1 protein-coding gene is annotated in these 343 nt (G+C 29.4%); it reads right to left on the bottom strand.

All coding sequences use genetic code 11. From position 1 onward, the window contains the following. A partial coding sequence (locus tag WFZ85_RS16120; protein ID WP_342697271.1) for an IS982 family transposase occupies positions 1-343 on the bottom strand: 343 nt, incomplete at both ends.

Here is a 343-nt window from a genome sequence, read left to right as displayed (position 1 = left end):
GTTAATGCTGTAATTTTTGCTAATATTCTTGTTTTAAAACCTTCAAAAGTTTTAGCATAATTGTTTCTAATTCTGAACTGGTCGCATAGTTGTGAAAATAATGTTTCAATTCTTTTTCTTGATTTTCTAAAGATATAAGGTTGTGGCTTATAATCCTTTTGATTATTTCTTTTTGGTGTTTCCAATTTGATATTTACCGTTTGAAACAAATCTAATTGAATGCTTTGGGACAAGTATCCTCTGTCGCCAAGCAGCACACAATCAGACATTTGCTTTTTTATGTTTTTCAAAAAATGAACGTCGTGAACTTCTGCTTTTGTAATATCTAAAGAATGAAAAACAC

It is taken from the genome of Flavobacterium aureirubrum (assembly GCF_038739835.1).
In the GTDB taxonomy this organism is placed as follows: domain Bacteria; phylum Bacteroidota; class Bacteroidia; order Flavobacteriales; family Flavobacteriaceae; genus Flavobacterium; species Flavobacterium aureirubrum.
This window is presented reverse-complemented; position numbering and strand designations above follow the sequence as displayed.